The organism is Vibrio agarilyticus (assembly GCF_012641465.1).
GTDB lineage: Bacteria > Pseudomonadota > Gammaproteobacteria > Enterobacterales > Vibrionaceae > Vibrio > Vibrio agarilyticus.
Window position 1 is genome coordinate 97,277 of record NZ_JABAIK010000006.1, and the last position, 19,793, is coordinate 117,069.

A 19,793-nucleotide genomic window follows, 5' to 3' on the forward strand; every position below is an offset into this window, starting at 1 on the left:
TTATCAACATATGCCAAGCAAAAAGCCAAAGTTACAAATCAAATTTTACTTCATCAATCAATTTGATTGCCGCTTGGTGGTGGCTTGCAATGTCATCAAGCGAAATCGTATCCGCTTTAAATTCCCCCCATGACGCCACTAATTCTGATGGAGCGACATCGGCTTTAACTGGGTATTCATAATTCACTTCAGCATACATGCTTTGAGCCTGATCGCCGACCAAAAATTCCATTAACTTCAGTGCATTGTCACGATTTGGCGCGTATTTCGCCATCGCCATACCCGACACATTCACATGGGTACCCGTCGTGTTTTGGTTGGGGAAGTTAATGTAAACCGCATCTGCCCAAGCTTGCTGCTCTTTATCGTTGACCATTTTGCCTAGGTAGTAACTGTTACCAAGTGAAACGTCACACAAACCTTCTTTAATCGCTTTCACTTGAGCGCGATCATTACCTTGTGGCTTACGCGCTAAATTGGCTTTAACACCTTCCAACCACGCTTTGGTTGCCGCTTCACCCTGCTCAGCTATCATGGCCGAGACTAAAGAGACATTGTAAGGATGCTTACCACTGCGCGTGCAAATTTTGCCTTTATAAGTCGGCGAGGCGAGATCGGCATAGGTAAACTCTTGTCCCAGACGGCCTACACGGTCACGTGACGAGTAAACATTGCGCGTACGAACCGTCAACGCAAACCATTCGTTTTCATTGTCTTGGTATTGTGCCGGTACGTTTGTTTCAATGATTTTGCTTTCAACAGGTTGCACTAAACCTTTCTCTGTCAGCTCCGCCAAACGACTAATATCGGTGGTTAGGATCACATCAGCAGGACTGTACTCGCCCTCTTGCGCCAACTTTTCAGCTAACCCTTTCTTGGCAAATTTAACGTTAACTTTGATGCCAGTTTCTTTGGTAAATTCATCAAACATAGGCTCAACAAGAAACGGTTGGCGATAAGAGTAAACATTCACTTCTTCTGCAGCAATGGCGGGAGCGACAACCATCGCGTTGGTGGTGAGGCCAGCACCAACAAGTGCGGCAAGTGTGAGCATTTTTTTCATTTGACTGTCCCTAGGCTAATTAATGATCGCAATACGAATATTTATCAGTTGCGTTATTATAATCAACCCCAATCCTATCACAATCTAATAACAAAAAAACCCGCCAAAAAGGCGGGCTTTGTTAACAGTTATTTCGGTGATGATGTATCACTGAGACAAACTCTTATTTTAGTGACACAAACTCTGGGTAAGCGCCTACGCCACAGTCATGAAGATCCATACCTTCTAACTCTTCTTCTTCGGTTACGCGAATGCCCATTGTCGCTTTAAGAATGCCCCAAACAACCAGGCTTGCTCCAAATACCCAAGCGAAAATCACAGCTGCGCCAAAGAACTGTGCGCTAAATGTCGCGTCTGCATTGCTCAAAGGCACAACCATCAGACCAAAGAAACCACACACACCGTGAACAGAAATCGCACCAACTGGATCATCAATCTTAATTTTATCCAATGCCACGATGCTAAACACCACAAGGGCACCTGCAACCACACCAATCGCTACCGCATAAAGAGGGGTTGGTGATAGCGGATCCGCAGTGATTGCCACTAAGCCTGCCAATGCGCCGTTCAAAATCATGGTTAAGTCTGCTTTACCCCACGTGGTTTTGCACACAAGTAGCGCGGCAATCGCACCCGCGGCGGCGGCGGCATTGGTATTTAAGAAGATTTGACCTACAGCGGTTGCGTTTTCAAAATCCGACACCATCAATTGTGAACCGCCGTTAAAGCCGAACCAACCAAGCCATAGGATAAAGGTACCCAAAGTTGCTAATGGCATGTTTGAACCTGGGATAGGGTAAATCGCGCCATTTTTACCGTATTTGCCCTTACGAGCGCCAAGCAGAAGAACGGCGGCAAGTGCTGCTGCTGCGCCCGCCATGTGAACGATACCTGAGCCTGCGAAGTCGCTAAAGCCCGCTTCTGATAAGAAGCCACCGCCCCATGTCCAGTACCCTTCTACTGGGTAGATAAAGCCGGTCAAAACGACTGAGAAAACGAGGAAGGCCCAAAGCTTCATACGCTCAGCAACGGCTCCTGATACCACAGACATCGCCGTGGCAACGAAAACCACTTGGAAGAAGAAATCCGACTCAAGTGAGTGATCAGCCCCTTCTGCTTGTGTACCAATAAGCGTGCCAATCGATGGGATCCAACCGCCTTCAGTGTTATCAACATACATAATGTTGTAGCCAATCAGCAAAAACATGGTGCACGCGATGGCATAAAGACAAAAGTTTTTGGTTAAAATTTCAGTGGTGTTTTTTGAACGAACCAGACCGGCTTCTAACATCGCAAAGCCTGCTGCCATCCACATAACCAACGCACCCGAAATAAGAAAGAAAAAGGTGTCGAGTGCGTAGCGTAATTCCGTTACTGTTACTAACAATTCCATAGTTATCACTCCCTGTTAAAGTGCTTCTGTATCCATTTCACCCGTGCGAATGCGCACTGCATGGCTCAGATCATAGACGAAGATTTTGCCGTCGCCGATCTTTCCGGTGTGCGCCGCTTTACTGATTGCATCAATCACACGCTCAACATTATCGGCTTGCGTTGCAATTTCCAGCTTAACTTTAGGCAAAAAATCCACCTGATACTCAGCACCACGATACAATTCCGTGTGTCCTTTTTGGCGGCCAAAACCTTTGACCTCTGAGACAGTCATCCCTTCGATACCCACATCGGCGAGAGCCTCTCTTACATCATCCAATTTGAATGGTTTAATTATGGCGTTGATTAATTTCATCGACCTTTCTCCATACTCAGTAGTTTCCGTCGTTAATAGTAATCCAAAGAGCGTGCCATAATTCTAAGTTGCTGTTTTTGAAGAGTTAGTCGTTGATATCACATTTTTAAAACAAAAAAAACGCACCAAAATGGTGCGCCCTTTTCACTATTCCAATGCAAAATTGGTGCAATCACCAATTTGGTGCCCAACCAATAAATTCACACCAGCGTTGGATCAGCTGTTCAAAGTCATCCAAACCACAACTTGCCTGACTCTCACAATCATAATAATCAAATTCATCAGTGAGTAAGTCACTCTCAAACGCTAATGCATTTTCAGCCACTGTCACTTCATCGCCTGCGATCAGCAGTGAAATTTCGCGGCCCGATAAGCGCGTTTCTTGCGCAGGATTGGTGCGCGCGCGTAACAAAACATTCACTAGCTGCTGTAATTTTGTGCGATCTGTACCAATCTCATCTTGCAGCCAGCGACCAACGACTTCGTGATCCATGCTGCATTTGACATAATATTCACCCAACAGGGTATTTTTAGTAAATTCAAATTCCATAGATTCGCTCGTTTCTCTCAGTCACTCTTACATACCCAAACCACTCGAATGCGACAATATCACGCGCAAGCGTCCGTTCACTTACGGCGCTACTACGGGTGTCGAGTCTGCCGCAAGGATGTGAGGCGCGATATTTAATGGTGAAGGGCAATCATACGCGTTTCCCATCATAGTAACAGAGCCGGTAAAACGCATTGGCGGGTAAAGATAGAGCAAATTGCCCCCCTGCTCGGCGGTTTTTTTACGCATTTGGTTCATCGCCCCCCACACCATGTCTTTGTCTGCATGAAGCCAAAAGTCATAAAAATGACCTTCCGAGCCATACACAGTGCCGCGATATTCACAGCCCTGCAAAGCCGCTTCGTTATCCCACGCGACTGCAACGGCGTTAGATTGATCGGTTGGAAATGTCACACAGCCACTTAGGGCAAATACAGACGCAACAGCAATAAGCGGCAAGCGAGCAAAGTTGAGTGATGCCACTGAAATACGTAAATTCTTTGTCATAATGATAAACTCATAATTAATGCTCGCGAAGTTTACTCACTCGCGCTGGAAAAACAAGCACCGCAGTGACACTAAGCAGCCCTATTTCGAAGCATCATCACGCTTGATGCTTGTTACAATCGCCGCCCATTATTCGGTATTACTTATGCAATTAAACGCGACCATCGCACGAAATATCGTTGAGCGTACGATGAAGATCATCCCTTATTCAGTGAATGTGATGGACGATCTTGGCCGTATCATTGGCTCTGGCGATCCCACACGCCTTGGGCAAAAACATGAAGGCGCCATTCTTGCCCTTACCGAGCAGCGTGATGTTGTGATTGATGAGGCCACGGCGCAACACCTTAAAGGCGTACGTCCTGGAATTAACCTTCCTATCGTTGACCAAGACAAAGTGATTGGCGTGATTGGCATCTCTGGAGCACCTGAACTGGTTCATCAATATGGTGAATTGGTCAAAATGACCGCAGAGCTAATTGTCGAACAGGCCGCCTTAATGTCTCAAATTGAATGGCACAAACGCCATCGTGAGGAATTGGTGTTGCAATTAATTCAAGGGGCAAAGCGCAATGATCGTCAAATTCAACGTATTGCCGAGCGACTAGAGCTTGATCTCAGCACGCCACGAATTGCTGCTATTGTAAAAGTCATTCCAGAGGCCAATCGCCCTTTGTCTCTCGAACATTTACAGCAGTTGGTGCATCTTCTTGAATACCCTGAACGCGATAATCTGGTTGGTATTTTATCCGTTTCCAATAATGAAGTGGTCGTGCTCAAACCTATCGTATTAAGTGATTCTGGTTGGTCGATTGAACATGAAAATGCGCGAGTCACGAAATTGCTCAAACGCGTCAGAAAGCAGGGAAACTTTAAAATAAAGATTGCATTGGGCGATTATTTTGCCGAGCCCGATGGCTTAGCAAAATCGTATCAAACCGCTCAAATGACGCTGGATGCCGTTGCACAACGTCAAGAAGATGTCTTTTTTTATCAACAATATAAACTCCCCGTTTTGCTCACCAGCCTATTAGATGAGCCGTGGAAAGCGGCGCAGTTACGGCAACCAGCTGAACTTATCAAAGAGCAAGACACTAAAAACGTTCTACTTCGCACGCTGCGCGCCTATTTTGAACAAAATTGTGACGTTCATCTAACTTGCGAAACGCTACATATTCACCGTAATACACTTCGTTATCGCCTAGACCGAATTGAGTCCATTACTAATTTAAATATCAATAAATTAGAAGACATTCTACAACTTTATCTGGCTTCCACACTGCTCACTCAATAACACTTGATTTGTGCATTTGCACAAATCAAGTCCCAATAAGCCGATTGAGATTTGGCAGTCGGCCTAAAGACCCTTCCCACCTATCACTTTATAGTCCGCTGCAGATTTTCCTTTTTCACTTTTTGGCAGTAAACAGATGATTGAAGTATCAACACTTGGCGCTCTCGCTGCACTGGTTGTAGCCATCGCTTTGATTCTAAAAAAGGTTCCGCCTGCATACGGCATGATTATTGGTGCGTTAGTCGGTGGCGTTGTTGGCGGCGTGTCATTGACAGACACCGTGAACTTGATGATTGGTGGCGCTCAAGGCATCGTCACTGCCGTTTTGCGTATTCTCGCTGCGGGTGTGCTTGCGGGCGTATTGATTGAATCTGGCGCGGCAACATCAATCGCCGAAACGATAGTCAAAAAAGTGGGAGAGACACGAGCCCTTCTTGCCTTGGCGCTCGCAACACTGATTTTAACCTCTGTGGGTGTCTTCGTTGACGTTGCTGTGATCACGGTATCGCCCATCGCTTTGGCAATCGCTCAACGCGCTAACATTTCAAAAACCGCTATTTTGCTGGCCATGGTTGGCGGCGGTAAAGCGGGGAACGTGATGTCGCCAAACCCAAATGCCATTGCCGCCGCTGACGCCTTCAACGTGCCACTGACTTCCGTTATGGCTGCAGGGGTGATCCCTGGTATTTGCGGGCTTATTTTGGCGTATTTGATTGCCAAACGCTTAGTCAACAAAGGCAGCATGGTCGCAGAGCACGAAGTGGTTAGCGTTGATCACAGCAAGTTGCCCGCCTTTCGCGCTGCGATTGTCGCGCCACTGGTTGCGATTGCACTTCTTGCACTACGACCGATTGCAGGGATCAATGTCGACCCACTAATCGCCCTTCCACTTGGTGGCTTTATCGGTGCGGTCGTTATGGGACGATTCAAAGAGAGCAATCATTTCGCCGTCTCTGGATTGAGCCGCATGGCCCCTGTCGCCGTGATGCTTCTTGGTACGGGTACTCTGGCCGGCATTATCGCCAATTCAGGATTGAAAGATGGCCTAATTGATGTACTCACCGCGTCTGGTTTGCCATCGTATCTGCTCGCACCAATTTCCGGCGCAATGATGTCGCTTGCAACCGCATCGACCACCGCGGGTACCGCCGTCGCTGCCAGTGTCTTTAGTCACACTATTTTAGAACTTGGGGTTCCAGCCTTGGCAGGCGCGGCCATGATTCATTCTGGTGCCACCGTGCTTGATCACATGCCTCACGGTAGCTTCTTCCACGCAACGGGCGGCGCCGTTAACATGGACATTCGCGAGCGATTGAAACTCATTCCTTATGAGTCGGCAGTCGGTTTGATGATTGCTTTTGTTTCTACCCTGCTGTTTGGCGTATTCGGTTTATTTGTTTAAGGCTTAAGGTTTGATTATGAAAATTGTTATTGCTCCTGATTCTTATAAAGAAAGTTTGAGTGCTATGGGCGTCGCTTGCGCCATCGAACGCGGCTTTAAACAGGTACTACCGCACGCACAATACATCAAATTACCCATGGCCGACGGCGGCGAGGGCACTGTTCAGTCTCTTGTCGATGCCACCGGCGGTGACATTATTGAGCACACCGTCACTGGACCGCTCGGTGAGCCTGTGGTTGGGTTTTACGGCTTGCTTGGTGATGGCCAAACGGCCATTATCGAAATGGCGGCAGCCTCTGGCTTACATTTGGTTGAACCTGCGCTGCGTAATCCACTTATCACCACCACATTTGGTACCGGCGAACTGATTAAAGCGGTCCTCGACCGTGGTGTGAAACATATTATTGTTGGTATTGGCGGTAGCGCCACCAATGATGGTGGTCTTGGTATGGCCCAAGCGCTCGGTGTTCGTTTGTTAGATGAAGCAGGCGAGCCACTTGGCTTTGGCGGCGGCGCGTTAAGCGCGTTGCACACCATTGATATGACGAATGTTGACTCACGACTTGCCAATGTTCGTCTTGAGGTTGCATGCGATGTGGATAACCCACTGTGTGGTGAAAAAGGCGCTTCACACGTGTTTGGTCCACAAAAAGGGGCGACGCCAGAGATGGTTGCGACGCTAGATAGCAACCTCGCTCACTACGCGGCAATCATTAAAGCGCAACTTGGCCAAGATGTGCTTAATCGCGCTGGCGCGGGGGCCGCTGGTGGACTTGGCGCAGCCTTGATGGGTGTGTTCAATGCAACACTACGTCCTGGCATTGAGATTGTGATGGATGCGGTCAATCTCAGCGAGATTGTCTCAGACGCACATCTGGTTATTACCGGTGAAGGCCGTATTGACAGCCAAACGATTCACGGAAAAACACCGATTGGTGTTGCTCGTACGGCAAAACGTTACGATGTGCCAGTGATTGGCATCGCAGGTTGCCTCAGTGAGGATTGTCATGTAGTGCACGACCATGGCATTGACGCGGTCTTCTCTGTGGTCAACCGTGCGGTAGATTTACCAACGGCATTGGCGGAAGCGGCACAAAACATTGAAATTACGGCACGTAACGCTGCTGCAGCGATAACGCTCACACTTCGATAACGCCTTCTCATCGAGCGAAAAGTAAGACCAAACCTATCGCTTGGCGTATTGCTTAGTGGAGACAAAAAATAGCGCTATTAAGCACACCCAATATGCGGTTAAAGGTGAGGCCTCAAAGAACACGGATATCTCGGCTCAACTGCTGGGCAGTCATTTCACTGCCCAGCGACAGGGACATACTTTTAAGTCACAGAACGGTGAATTTCATTCCAAGAAGCTTCTCCGTCATATCCCAAAGCTTGTCTTGCTGTTCAATATCATAAGAGGCTGAACTGGTAGGCTCCACTTGGGCATCTTTGTCGAGAAAAATAGCGTTTTTTCCCTGAAGTGAAGGCGATGTCACGGCCTCTATCATGCTGACAGCCCCTAGTTCCACTGGGACGGCTCGCTGGACCAATTCCGGTGTGCGCTGGGGGTTTAAATGGGTATCAGTCAGTCCTGGTGTAATGGCAAGCACGGTAAATCCTTTGCCTTCTAATACTCTGGATAATTTATAACTAAACAGTAGATTTGCCAGTTTGGTGTTTGAGTAATAATCATACAGGCTATAAGCTTCCTTACCGTAAATATAATCAAAATGAAAATACTGCATGTTCCGGTGCATTTCAGAACTGACATTAATGATTCTTCGGCATTCAGACTTCAGAAGTAAATCGATGATTGAGCTTGTCAGCAAGAAGGGCGCTATATGATTAACCGCAAAACCCACCTCCACGCCTTCGTCGGCAAATCGAAGTTCATGAAACTGAGCGCCAACATTATTCACCAGAACATCAATTCTGTCGTATTTTTCGTGTAGCTCCTGCGACATCTTTTTTATAGCAGGCAGAGATTCAAAGTCGGCTTCAACCCAATCGATATTACAGCCTGGAACACTGTTTTGGATAGTGCTTGCTGTAGCCAGAATTTTTTCTCTGTTTCTCCCATGCAAAATAATGTGATAACCCATTTTGGCTAATGCCATAGCAGCATATTTGCCAATACCATCGGTTGCCCCTGTGATTAATACGATTTTCTCATTCATAATTCCTCACCGCGCTGACCAAGCCCGCTTATGGGCTATCTTATTCCAGTGAACTCCGGCTCCAGAGAACTTAAAACCTTTCAGATCAAAGTAAAAGCCGAAAACACCATCGAACTGATAAATGAAGCAATAATTGACTATAGTTCCAGTAAATATAACAATCAAACAATATAGCAACGATGAATGTAATATTTCAACTTACCAAACATACATTCAGAACTATGGGGTTATTTGTAGAGCTACCCGTTGCAATAGCGCTTGAACATTCTGCTCAATAAGCCTTGTTCTTCAGGCCGCTGTAGCCACTGTTCATCATCAAATCTGGTTCTATCCATATCGCACAAAAGCGACAATTTACAGACAATTTCTTATGTCAACAGAACCACACCACCGATTATCTATCAGCAGAAACTTCTCGCTTGGTTAAATTTCATGGGAGACTAAGCAAGTATTCGCTATCGACCCAAGAAGAAATATGTATAATTTCCAGTTAGATAATTAAGTATATGTTCCGATCACCCTACAAACCCTCAAACTCTAACAGAGCTGAACTATAAACAATAAAAAGGGACCTAAGCCGCACTTAGATCCCTTCTATTTATCAGCCTAATTATTTAGCGCTGGTTTTTTATATACCCATCAAAATTTTCGATACTACTTAAGCGGGCTCTTGAAAGATCACTTCTTCCGCTTTTTTGGTGTACTGAGCCATTTTATGGAAATTCAAGTAACGATAGGTATCTGCAGCGGTTGCATCTATTTGCTGCGCAAACTCCAGATACTCCGCTGCGGTTGGGATCTTACCTAAAATCGCACCTACCGCAGCAAGCTCCGCCGACGCCAAGTAAACATTCGCACCATTACCTAATCGGTTGGGGAAGTTACGAGTTGAGGTCGAAATGACAGTCGCTTTATCGGCAACTCGAGCTTGGTTACCCATACATAGAGAACATCCCGGCGTTTCAATGCGCACACCAGCGCGGCCGTAAATGCCATAGTAACCTTCTTCTGTGAGCTGATCGCGATCCATCTTAGTCGGTGGTGCAATCCATAACCGCGTATCAAGCTGCCCTTTGTAATTCTCAAGCAGCTTACCGGCTGCGCGGAAATGGCCAATGTTGGTCATGCACGAGCCGATAAAGACCTCATCAATAGGCGTGTTTTGAACCTCAGAAAGCAGACGCGCATCGTCTGGATCGTTTGGCGCGCAAAGGATCGGCTCTTTGATCTCGGCCAAATCAATCTCAATCACATGAGCGTATTCCGCATCGCTGTCAGCTTCCATTAATTCAGGATTGGCCAACCACGCTTCCATGGCGCTAATACGACGCTCAATCGTACGGCGATCGCCATACCCTTCAGCGATCATCCACTTAAGCATGGTGATGTTAGACTGCAGGTACTCTTCAACCGATGCTTGCGACAATTTCACCGTACAACCCGCAGCGCTGCGCTCTGCCGAAGCATCAGACAGCTCAAACGCTTGCTCAACAGTCAGATGTTCTACGCCTTCAATTTCAAGCACGCGACCTGAAAATTCATTAATTTTACCCGCTTTCTCAACGGTCAGTAGACCTTGCTGAATCGCGTAGTAAGGTATGGCATGAACCAAATCACGCAAAGTGATTCCTGGCTGCATCGTGCCTTTAAAACGAACCAAAATCGACTCTGGCATATCTAATGGCATCACACCTGTGGCTGCAGCAAACGCCACCAGACCAGAACCGGCTGGGAAAGAGATGCCCAGAGGGAAGCGAGTGTGAGAGTCACCACCAGTACCTACGGTATCAGGCAACAACATGCGGTTTAACCAAGAGTGGATCACGCCATCACCCGGACGCAATGAAACACCACCACGATTCATAATAAAATCAGGTAGCGTATGGTGGGTGTTCACATCGACCGGCTTTGGATACGCTGACGTGTGACAGAACGACTGCATCACAAGATCCGCTGAAAAACCCAAACACGCCAGATCTTTCAACTCATCACGCGTCATAGGACCTGTGGTATCTTGCGATCCCACAGTGGTCATTTTCGGCTCACAATATTGCCCTGCGCGAACGCCTTCAACCCCACACGCTTTACCAACCATCTTCTGAGCAAGCGTGTAGCCTTTTGTCGAAGCAGATGGGTCGATAGGTTTTGCAAATAAATCGGTATCTTCAAGGCCAAGAGAAGCGCGAGCGCGCGTAGTCAGACCTCGGCCTATGATAAGAGGAATACGACCACCAGCGCGAACTTCATCAAGCAGCACTTTGCTTAATGTAAATTCGGCAATGACTTCATTATTCTTGCGTACAACCCCTTCGTATGGATAGATATCAATCACATCACCCATATTCATGTTTTGAACATCAAGCTCAATGGGTAACGCGCCGGAATCTTCCATAGTGTTGTAGAAAATAGGCGCAATTTTACCGCCCAAGCAGATCCCGCCAGTGCGCTTATTCGGCACAAACGGAATGTCCTCTCCCATAAACCAAAGTACTGAGTTAGTTGCCGATTTACGCGAAGAGCCCGTCCCCACAACATCGCCAACGTAGGCCAGTGGAATGCCTTCCTCTTGCAGCGCTTCAATCTGTTTGATTGGACCAACCGTGCCTGGCTCATCAGGGATAATACCATCGCGTTCCATTTTCAACATTGCACGCGCATGGACAGGAATATCTGGGCGTGACCATGCATCTGGCGCAGGAGAAAGGTCATCGGTGTTCGTTTCACCGGTAACTTTAAAGACCTTAACTGTGATTTTTTCGGCCACTTTAGGTTTGGCGGTAAACCACTGCGCATCGGCCCACGACTGCATCACTTGCTGGGCAAATGGATTGCCGGCTTTCGCTTTCTCTTCAACATCAAAAAACGCATCAAACATCAGCAACGTATGCGACAGCGCTTTCGCGGCAATCGCAGCCAAAAGCTCATCATCAAGCAAGTCAACCAGTGGCGCAATGTTATAACCGCCTTGCATAGTGCCCAGCAGTTCAGCGGCTTTTTCACGGCTGACTAACGGAGAGCTGACTTCGCCTTTGGCGACTGCGGTCAGAAAACCCGCTTTCACATACGCGGCTTCATCAACGCCAGGTGGAATACGATTTTCAAGCAGGTCAAGAATGACACTTTCTTCACCTTGTGGGGGATTTTTGAGTAGCTCAACCAAACCAGCGACTTGTTCTGCGTCTAGTGGTTTGGGGACAACTCCTTCAGCGGCACGCTCTGCGACGTGTTTACGATAGGCTTCAAGCACGACTTATTCCTCTCATTGCGGTTCCCTTAGCGTATTGCTCGAGAACATCCTTGGAAATTTGGCTCTCCATTGCCGTACATACCGTGCAGATCACTCCAATACTTTGCGGTGACGATCCTCACTTGCTACCAAGGCGTCATCGCGAAGTTCACTGTGTGATACATGGCGTGGAAGAGGCCAATCAGTGGCGCATAGCATAGCAAGTTTAACTTGAAATTAAAATCTCACCATCTTGACCAACATAGCAAGTTAGACCGAAAGTACTAGGCAAAAGAGTCCTAAAGATCAGCGAAATGAGGTACCAATAATAAGGTAAACCGCATCAAGGTTTTGCTCTGTGCGACCATAAGCCAGCACCACAGGGCCAATTGGTGAGTCAATGCCAGTGAACACCGAAGAAGCCAAATAGAGTGGTGCATTGGACAGGTTTAAATCTGTGTCAGACCAAACACCGCCATACTCAATCGATGCGCCAAGATAAACCGGCGCTTCAAATAGGCCAAAGTCGTTATCAAACCAACGGTAGCGATACTCAAGACTCGTAAAGAATTTGTTTTGACCAATCAAACTGTTACGCGGAATTCCCGATAAATTCAAAAAGCCACCAATTGATTTGGGATCAAGCGGCACATAGGCATTTTTGCTTTTCACCACTTCATATTCACCATGCCCGACCAAAGTATGACGCGAAAATGTGCGCGCAACCTTGGCCGCCAAGGTAATTTCCGTCACGGTATCACGAACTATCTCACCATCGACATTGCTGGAAAAAATCGCCGGACTGTCGTCATGAGACAGCAGCACTTCGGCGTTGAAATACTGCCCTGTCGAAGGCAGCAAAAAACTGTCTAAGTTATCAAATCGATAACGCGCAAACGCACCGATGCGCTTGTAGCTGTTGCGTCCTGCAGATTGAACATTGGTGTATTCAATAAAGCCATCGTTATAACGTGTACCGAGCTGATACTCTTGCCATGGCGCAGGCTGATACCCTATGGCTAACTCGGCAATTGTCTGATTGTAGGTGATAGGAAAATAATCATAAGCGGCCTCTAGCGGCGGGTTATCAAACCCATCAATTGGCACGCTGCGTTTGGTTGAGCTGTAACCAAGTCGCCCACTCGTAAACCAGTCGGGCTGAGTAAACAGCGGCACAAACAGCTCAGCGTCCGCGTGTTTATCAGTGCCCATCTCTAAATTAAGTAGCAGCTCCGCGCCCATAATACCGATATCACTATAAAGGGCTGAAGTCCCAAGACCATACTGGCTATCGGTATTAAAGTCGTCTTCGAGAAAGAAACGAAAATTGAGATAACTCGGCCCCCAAGATTTCTCTTCCACCGCGACCACCAGCTGCTTTTCACCACTGTCACTGGGTTCAAAGCGGTACGTGATGCGCTCAAAACGGTCTAATGCGTACAGGGCTTCAATTTTTTCCTCGATGGCCTCATCAGGCCAAGCGCGCCCTGCGGTCAATTGCAGATGGTTGTTGAGCCACTCATCGCTAAAATGCGTTGAATTTTCTAATACGACACGGTCAATGACCGCACTCTCATTGCGCTCTAACGCTCTGCGCTGACGCAATTTTTGATTTTGATAGGCTTGATAATCCGCTGGCGTTAAAGCGTAACGCGCCAACGCGGCTTGATTCTGATAAGCGATTTGATAGCCCGCATCAAAGGCCTCTGTCATACGGTCAAATTCGGTGGTCTCCATCGAGCCCACTTCGGGTTTTAAGTACACATCGTCTTGAGTCAAGGTTGCCGCTTGCTCTGCTGTGCTGCGCCGCACCATAAAATTAGACAGTTGGTCAGCAACCACAAACAAGCTGGTAAAATCTTGTTTTTTCTTATAATCAGTACTGATATCAACCGCAATGACGTGATCTGCCCCCATGTCACGCGCGACATCGACCGGCATATTATTGATAACACCGCCATCAACCAATAAGGTGCCTTGAAGCTCATAAGGCGGTAGAGCGCCGGGAACCGACATACTGGCCATCATGGCATCAACAAGGTAGCCATTATCAATCACCACCTCTTCAAGCGCCAAAATATCGGTGGCAACCGAGCGAAACGGCACCGCAAGTTGATCAAATGAACTCAGCGCGGGAAGATTGCCCGTGGTGTGACGCAAAATGCGCAACATGTTTTGCCCCTGCACAACCCCTCGAGGCGCCTCAGCTGAATTAAGGTTAATCCCTAAATCCGTTCGCAGTTGAAAACGATCTTCATTTTCCTTATCACGAATGCGGCGCTCACCTCGTGATACTCTGTCACGATAGCCTTGATTCCAGTCAACCTCTTCAATAAAGCGCTCAATTTCGCTCGCGCTCATGCCTGTCGCGTACAAGCCGCCTACAAACGCGCCCATGCTAGTGCCGGTAACGTAATCAACTGGTATCCGCATCTCTTCAAGCGCTTTAAGCACCCCGATATGAGCGGCGCCTTTCGCGCCGCCACCGGCGAGTACGAGAGCAATGCTCCCGCGTGGACTCATATCGCTCAATGATGTCGAATCGCTCTGGGCAATAAGCGGCGTTGCACATAACGTGGCAAAAGCCGGCAAGCATAGCGCCGTCATGCCACGACGTATCCATGCCATGAACGGTTTACGAGAAGAGTTACTACGTTGCGACACACTGACATCCACAACCATTGAGCATCCTTATCAATTGAGCCTTACTATACCCAAACAACTTGAAGATGCAGCTAGGCCACAAGCGAGCAAAGCCTCTGAGCACTTCGTGAACATAGATGAACTATGCGAGCGCCAATCCCTTACTTTGTTAAAGAAAGGCGCTACAACGTTAAGTAGGACGGATATATGCATTCTGAGATGTGTATTATGTACCTGAAACCCCACACCGCTTCAAGTAAGACAACCTATTGATTACCAACTCAATAACTTATCAATCCAGCTTGCTTGCTTATCGCATCGCTGCTGCCATTGGCCGCTATTGTCCCACACTGGCAGTTTGTAGCGATTGTTACAATCCAAAGTCAGTCCTCCAGTGGTCGTGGCACGAAACCCCACGGTTGCTATCTGTTTTGGCCAAGGCAACACCAAAGGTTGAGGCGTGCGCAAGCTTAGATAATCGTGATACACCCGCAGCGCGCCGGAAGAGCCCGTCAATTTGATCGGTTGATTATCATCTCGGCCAAGCCAAACCGTGGTCACTTCTCTGCCATCCACCCCGACAAACCAGCTGTCGCGGTTATCATTGGTGGTGCCGGTTTTCCCTGCCAGTGCCGCCCAAGCAAACTGACCTTGAAGATACCGCGCGGTACCATCAACAACCCCTTGTTTTAACGCATAAGTCGTTAGCCACGCGGCTTGCTCACTCACCGCTTGTTCCGTCTGCAGCGTCGCGCGATAAATCACCTTTTCGTTATCAACCACCGCGCGTAACGCGGTCAATGGCGCTTTTTGCCCCGAGTTGGTGAGGGTCTGATACATTTGCGCCACTTCTAATGGCGTGAGTGAAAATGCCCCAAGAAACATGGCTGGTACTGGGCGAATTTCATCGCGCTGCACGCCGAGCTGTTCAAGCGTGTCAATCACGCTATCCATGCCTAAGGTTAACCCCAAGCGCACAACAGGCACGTTAAGCGAAGTGGCAAGTGCTTGAGTTAATGAAACTTCACCGCGATACTGACGATCGTAATTTCTCGGCGTCCAAACCGAACCTTTGCTTCCCTGCACTGTGAGTGGTGTATCTTGCAGCGTAGTGGCCAAATCGTAATGCGCAGGATTGGATAACGCGGTCAGATAAACGGCAGGCTTAACCAAAGAGCCGATAGGACGCGAGGCGTTTAGCGCTCGGTTAAAACCATCGAAACTGGTGTTTTTGCCGCCCACCATAGCGCGGATCTCACCAGTGTGGCGGTCAACGGCAACGGCCGCAGCTTCCAGTTTATCACCCGCCGTTTTGGCCAATTGCGGGATCTTACGTTCAATCGCCCGCTCAAGCTGAGCTTGAGAGACAGGATCGAGGGAAGTAAACAGCCGTAGCCCTTGCTGCGCTTGAAACGCACGACCCACCTTTTGTTTTAGCTCGATGCGCAGCTGCTCAAAATACGCGGGTTGACGTGAGGCAATGCGTGGTTTTTTCAATACATCAAGGGGCCTTGATGCGGCTTGATCAAACTCACTGGCCGTAAGCAGGCCGTGCTGCATCATCAAGCGCAGCACTAAATCACGTCGCGTTTGCGCGCGCTCAGGGTAGCGCACAGGGTTATAGTAAGAGGGGCCTTTGATCATGCCCACCAACAGTGCCAATTGATCCACGCGCAGCTCTTGTACTGGCTGACCAAAATAGTAACGCGCCGCCAAACCAAAACCGTGCACCGCTTGGTTGCCACTTTGCCCAAGGTAGACCTCGTTAAGATACACTTCCAACAGCTTATCTTTGCTGTAGCGGTAATCCAAAATCAGCGCAATAAACGCCTCTCGCACTTTGCGCCAAAGCGTACGCTCTTGAGTTAAAAAGAGGTTTTTGGCGAGCTGCTGCGTTAAGGTGCTGCCACCTTGAACTGTACGTCCCGCTTTTAAGTTCACCACTAAGGCTCGAGCAATCGCCATCGGGGCGACGCCGTCATGCTGATAAAAGTCCCGATCTTCGGTAACAAGCAATGCATCAACCATCACCTCCGGAAACTCTTCTCGGCGCAGATAGAGCCTCTGCTCATCAACACTTTCCAGCATGCCAAGCATCTTAGGTTCAATACGCAACTGAGCGTGGTCGCCGTTTGATCCCAAGGATTGAATTCGCGCCAAACCCAACGCATCAAAATGAAGCATGACATGCCGGCTTGGCTCTGGCCCGTCTTCAAAATCAAAGGGACGACGGATCAACTCAATTTTGCTTGATGAGGCGGAATATTCACCAGGATAGCGCGGCTGAGCCACTTTACGATAATTGAGCGCATCCAACTCACTGCGTAGCTCGGCAAGTGTTAATCCCTGCCCCGGTGTTAGCGTTAGCACACGAGCATAAACCACCGTTGGCAAATCAAACAACGCACCATCAAATCGCTCTTTGACAACGCTATTAAGATAAATCCCGATAAACAGCAGCAAAGCGACCGCAGCTAACGTCCCCTTCCAAGCGAGACTCCACAAAAAGGCGCCAAGACGTCGGCTACGTGACACAGGCTTAGTCTGTTTCGATGAGCTTGTTTTACGACGACGTGGCTTAGGCGCTTTATCGCCTGGCACATTTTTTTTCGTCGTCGCTTTTTTTCCACGTTGTGGTTCGTTCTTCGCCATTACTCTTTTCCGCTCGCGCGCGTCATTTGTCGTTTGGTTTGTGTAGTCGGTTGATGGGTGGCGGGATCATCCGGCCACACATGTTTGGGATAACGCCCTTTCATCTCTTTTTGCACTTCTTTGTAGCTACCTGCCCAAAAGCTTGCCAAATCACGTGTCACTTGCAAGGGACGCATCGCGGGTGACAATAACTCAACCACAACCGCTTGGCGCTGCTTCGCAATCAAAGGCGATGTTTGCTCACCAAACATCTCTTGCATTCGCACCGACAATTTCGGCGCGCCATCCAACTGATAGTGAATTCGATGTCGATTTCCCGTAGCCAAGGTGTAGTGGGTTGGCAGCCATTGATTGATGTGCTGATTAAGCGGCCACCCTAAATATGCGTCAAGCATTTGAGTTACATCCAGCTGTTGCAACTGCTTCACTGAGCGGATGTTTTGCAAATAGGGCGCCAACCAAACCTCAAGTGAATCCAATAGCCCCTGTTCAGAACAATCGGGCCAAGGCTCTTCCGTCAGCCACACACTCGCACAGCAAATTCGCGTACGTAATGCGTTTGCACTATCACTCCAAGGCAAAGCATCAAGGCCAACACGCCGCACATAATTGAGCAGAGCTTGGCTCATTTGCGCTGCATTTGGCGCTTGCCCATCGCGTTTGCGCACTACCAACTCACCAATGCGCCATTGACACTGTGAGACCAAAACGCCACGCGCGTCATCCCAATCAACGTAATCGACTTGCTGAAATAGATGAGCAAAATGGTGTTCCAGCGCGTCGATATCCAATGCGGCTGCCAATTTTATCTCACTTGCATTGCCCTGACTGCGCATCAAATCGACCGCGACCAAATAGTCACAGTCTGCCAAATGACTCTCTTGCTGTATTTGCCCGCCGTGCCCGTTAGCCAGCAAAAAGCGGCCGCTTTGCTGCACGCGGCGCTGAGCGATTCGATCGGGAAATGCCAACGCCAAAACGAGCGCCATCTCTGTTGCTTGCACATTTTGCAGCGAAAAACTATGCCCAAGCGCGCGAGCTAAGTGCTGCGCGCGGCGCTGCCATATGCGTCCCATCGACGTTCGGCTGTGCTGCCAGTTGTGCAAGCTGTGGCTTAAATCACTCACTTGACGCTCGGGCTCCTCAAAGATTGCCGCAGCCGCCAAAGCCGCATCAAGCCAATGATGAGAACGAAACGAAGCCGATTGCGCGTCCAGTAACATGGCCGCCAAACGTGGCTCGCAGCCCAGCGCATGCGCAGCGCGGCCTTTTTCGGTTAGTTGACCTTCATTATCAATCAGTTGCAATGAATGCAGCAGCTGTTTTGCTTGCGCAATTGCCGCCATCGGTGGTGTATCTAACCAGCGCAATTGGTTGATATCAGACGCGCCCCACTGCAACAGCTCCAACATCAAAGACGCCAAATCCGATTGAACAATCTCAGGGCTGGCCACTTTCGGCTGCTGCTGAAACTGGGTTTCACTATACAGGCGAACGCACAGGCCATCGGCCACACGGCCTGCACGACCGGCGCGTTGAATTGCCGAAGACTGCGCAATGCGCACCTGCTCAAGTCGCGTTAGCCCGGTTTTAACATCAAACCGCGCCACACGTTCAAGTCCAGAGTCCACCACAATACCAATGCCTTCAATAGTGAGTGAGGTTTCAGCAATATTGGTCGCCAGCACAACTTTGCGCTCTCCTGCGGCAGTAACTGCGATAGCTTGCTGCTGCTCAGCCAAGGAAAGCTGACCATATAAGGGGTTAATCTTAATTGAATTCGCAAAAGCGGGCTCTTGCTCTTCCAACCAAAGCGTTAATCGCTCCGCCGTTTGACGAATGGCACTGACACCAGGCAAAAAGGCCAAGATAGAGCCTGCTTCTTGCCTTAATAAGGTACTGATGGTTTTAAACATTGCGTCAGGCAATCGCTGATTCACCGCTAGCGGCTGATAACGCTGCTCAACGGCAAAACTGCGCCCACTTGATGCCACAAACGCCGCGTTGGGCAACAATGTCGCCAACGCCGTTTCATCTAAGGTTGCCGACATGACCACTAGCTTGAGATCAGGGCGAAACACCTCTTGCACCTCAATGCTGAGCGCCAAAGCCAGATCCGCATGCAAACTGCGCTCATGGTATTCATCAAAAATCAGCATAGCGACACCGCTCAGCTCAGGGTCTGCCTGCAGCAATCGCGTCATAACGCCTTCTGTCACTATCTCGAGCTGCGTGTTATCACTGACCTTAGTCTCGCCGCGCAACCGGTAGCCAACCCGCTCGCCCACTGTCTCTCCCAACTGTGTTGCCAAGTAGTGAGCAATCGAACGCGCCGCCAAACGCCGAGGTTCCAACATGATGATCTTTCCGCCAAGCGACTGGCTCAAAAGCAGTTGCAATGGAAAGTGAGTGGATTTACCAGCGCCGGGATCGGCTTTGAGGATCAATTGGCAATGCGAGGCCAATGCGGCCATGATGTCGGGCATCACCGCCTGAATGGGCAGTTGTGACAAGAGGAGCACCTTATGGTCT

At 48.8% G+C, this 19,793-nt stretch carries 13 protein-coding genes; 3 read left to right on the forward strand and 10 right to left on the reverse strand.

The features are described from left to right. Window positions 1-31: 31 nt before the first annotated feature. The 5 genes from HGP28_RS07555 to HGP28_RS07575 all read right to left on the reverse strand — a co-directional run bounded on the left by HGP28_RS07555 (window position 32) and on the right by HGP28_RS07575 (window position 3,867). On the reverse strand, window positions 32-1,063 hold the full coding sequence (locus tag HGP28_RS07555; RefSeq protein ID WP_168835859.1) for a Fe(3+) ABC transporter substrate-binding protein: 1,032 nt from the start codon (window positions 1,061-1,063) through the stop codon (window positions 32-34). A 163-nt stretch (window positions 1,064-1,226) separates the two neighbouring features. Then, complete coding sequence (locus HGP28_RS07560) at window positions 1,227-2,456, reverse strand: ammonium transporter (protein ID WP_168835860.1); 1,230 nt, start codon at window positions 2,454-2,456, stop codon at window positions 1,227-1,229. A 15-nt stretch (window positions 2,457-2,471) separates the two neighbouring features. Further along, window positions 2,472-2,810, reverse strand: coding sequence for a P-II family nitrogen regulator (glnK, locus tag HGP28_RS07565; protein ID WP_168835861.1), 339 nt, complete (start codon window positions 2,808-2,810; stop codon window positions 2,472-2,474). Between the two features lie 172 nt (window positions 2,811-2,982). Further along, complete coding sequence (locus HGP28_RS07570) at window positions 2,983-3,360, reverse strand: YacL family protein (protein ID WP_168835862.1); 378 nt, start codon at window positions 3,358-3,360, stop codon at window positions 2,983-2,985. Between the two features lie 81 nt (window positions 3,361-3,441). Further along, window positions 3,442-3,867, reverse strand: a complete 426-nt coding sequence (locus HGP28_RS07575; protein WP_168835863.1) for a DUF4156 domain-containing protein — start codon at window positions 3,865-3,867, stop codon at window positions 3,442-3,444. A gap of 145 nt (window positions 3,868-4,012) precedes the next feature. Here HGP28_RS07575 and HGP28_RS07580 point away from each other — a divergent pair, with 145 nt between their 5' ends. From HGP28_RS07580 to HGP28_RS07590, 3 genes are all read left to right on the forward strand, one after another. Continuing rightward, the gene (locus HGP28_RS07580; protein ID WP_168835864.1) at window positions 4,013-5,161 is read left to right on the forward strand and encodes a sugar diacid recognition domain-containing protein; all 1,149 of its coding nucleotides are present in this window, start codon (window positions 4,013-4,015) and stop codon (window positions 5,159-5,161) included. A gap of 136 nt (window positions 5,162-5,297) precedes the next feature. Next, window positions 5,298-6,563 (forward strand): GntP family permease, encoded by a 1,266-nt coding sequence (locus tag HGP28_RS07585; RefSeq protein ID WP_168835865.1) that lies wholly within the window; start codon window positions 5,298-5,300, stop codon window positions 6,561-6,563. Window positions 6,564-6,579: 16 nt separating this feature from the next. Continuing rightward, entirely contained in the window at window positions 6,580-7,716 is a 1,137-nt protein-coding gene (locus HGP28_RS07590; RefSeq protein WP_168835866.1) for a glycerate kinase, read from the forward strand. 187 nt (window positions 7,717-7,903) lie between these two features. Here HGP28_RS07590 and HGP28_RS07595 read toward each other — a convergent pair whose 3' ends face one another. The 5 genes from HGP28_RS07595 to hrpB form a co-directional block, all read right to left on the reverse strand. Next, complete coding sequence (locus HGP28_RS07595; protein WP_168835867.1) at window positions 7,904-8,740, reverse strand: SDR family NAD(P)-dependent oxidoreductase; 837 nt, start codon at window positions 8,738-8,740, stop codon at window positions 7,904-7,906. Between the two features lie 658 nt (window positions 8,741-9,398). Continuing rightward, complete coding sequence (gene acnB, locus HGP28_RS07600) at window positions 9,399-11,987, reverse strand: bifunctional aconitate hydratase 2/2-methylisocitrate dehydratase (RefSeq protein WP_168835868.1); 2,589 nt, start codon at window positions 11,985-11,987, stop codon at window positions 9,399-9,401. Window positions 11,988-12,272: 285 nt separating this feature from the next. Then, the gene (locus HGP28_RS07605; RefSeq protein ID WP_439333845.1) at window positions 12,273-14,573 is read right to left on the reverse strand and encodes a patatin-like phospholipase family protein; all 2,301 of its coding nucleotides are present in this window, start codon (window positions 14,571-14,573) and stop codon (window positions 12,273-12,275) included. A gap of 309 nt (window positions 14,574-14,882) precedes the next feature. Next, on the reverse strand, window positions 14,883-17,261 hold the full coding sequence (mrcB, locus tag HGP28_RS07610; RefSeq protein ID WP_168835869.1) for a penicillin-binding protein 1B: 2,379 nt from the start codon (window positions 17,259-17,261) through the stop codon (window positions 14,883-14,885). Continuing rightward, on the reverse strand, window positions 17,261-19,774 hold the full coding sequence (hrpB, locus tag HGP28_RS07615) for an ATP-dependent helicase HrpB (RefSeq protein WP_168835870.1): 2,514 nt from the start codon (window positions 19,772-19,774) through the stop codon (window positions 17,261-17,263). Before hrpB ends, mrcB begins: the two co-directional genes overlap by 1 nt. Between the last annotated feature and the right edge of the window lie 19 nt (window positions 19,775-19,793).

Excerpts from the sequence above, each read along its gene's own strand:
- HGP28_RS07590 (WP_168835866.1), top strand. The coding sequence starts at position 6,580 with ATGAAAATTGTTATTGCTCCTGATTCTTATAAAGAAAGTTTGAGTGCT.
- HGP28_RS07560 (WP_168835860.1), bottom strand. The coding sequence starts at position 2,456 with ATGGAATTGTTAGTAACAGTAACGGAATTACGCTACGCACTCGACACC.
- HGP28_RS07595 (WP_168835867.1), bottom strand. The coding sequence starts at position 8,740 with ATGAATGAGAAAATCGTATTAATCACAGGGGCAACCGATGGTATTGGC.
- HGP28_RS07605 (WP_439333845.1), bottom strand. The coding sequence starts at position 14,573 with ATGACGGCGCTATGCTTGCCGGCTTTTGCCACGTTATGTGCAACGCCG.
- HGP28_RS07585 (WP_168835865.1), top strand. The coding sequence starts at position 5,298 with ATGATTGAAGTATCAACACTTGGCGCTCTCGCTGCACTGGTTGTAGCC.
- HGP28_RS07580 (WP_168835864.1), top strand. The coding sequence starts at position 4,013 with ATGCAATTAAACGCGACCATCGCACGAAATATCGTTGAGCGTACGATG.
- mrcB (WP_168835869.1), bottom strand. The coding sequence starts at position 17,261 with ATGGCGAAGAACGAACCACAACGTGGAAAAAAAGCGACGACGAAAAAA.
- HGP28_RS07570 (WP_168835862.1), bottom strand. The coding sequence starts at position 3,360 with ATGGAATTTGAATTTACTAAAAATACCCTGTTGGGTGAATATTATGTC.
- glnK (WP_168835861.1), bottom strand. The coding sequence starts at position 2,810 with ATGAAATTAATCAACGCCATAATTAAACCATTCAAATTGGATGATGTA.
- HGP28_RS07575 (WP_168835863.1), bottom strand. The coding sequence starts at position 3,867 with ATGACAAAGAATTTACGTATTTCAGTGGCATCACTCAACTTTGCTCGC.
- HGP28_RS07555 (WP_168835859.1), bottom strand. The coding sequence starts at position 1,063 with ATGAAAAAAATGCTCACACTTGCCGCACTTGTTGGTGCTGGCCTCACC.